General features: G+C 48.6%; 1 protein-coding gene. It reads left to right on the forward strand.

Going from position 1 to position 488, the window contains the following annotated elements; translation table 11 throughout:
- The coding region (locus FVP33_RS19840; RefSeq protein WP_222706805.1) for a hypothetical protein at positions 1–300 on the forward strand (300 nt) is incomplete at its 5' end.
- Between the last annotated feature and the right edge of the window lie 188 nt (positions 301–488).

Consider the following 488-nt stretch of genomic DNA (forward strand, 5'->3'; position numbering starts at 1 on the left):
CGCGCGGAGGGTCCGCCCGGACTTAAAGACTACTCTGATGTTAAACTTCCTGCAAACACGCCTAATGTCCTCACTCATCCCAACCACATAAGGTATCACCACCAGTGGTTCCTTCTCCTTCTCCTGTTCCTCATCCCACCTATGCAGGAAACAGCAGACACGAGCAACTGTGATGAGGAGCGCTTCAACCGAGATGGAGGACTGGAAGTCCCTGGCTGCTGGATCGCTGTGATGAGGAGGCAGGGAGGGAGGAGCAATCCTTACCGACCTTTGACCTCCAATGACGTGTATCCTCAGTAGTGTTTATAGTCATGATGACTATAGTCGTCATTCAGGTATAAAGAGCTAAACAAACAAAAGTGGAGCTATCAGTCGAAACGTCGGCAAGTTATTTTTCGAGCTCAAGTTGCAAACAGATACATTGTAACCTTCCTCTTCACAAGTATTCCACTTTGCACTTCTGTGGATGTGAAGAGCAACGGCTATCC

Origin of the sequence: Lacisediminihabitans profunda, assembly GCF_008040105.1 — a bacterium.
Lineage (GTDB): Bacteria > Actinomycetota > Actinomycetes > Actinomycetales > Microbacteriaceae > Lacisediminihabitans > Lacisediminihabitans profunda.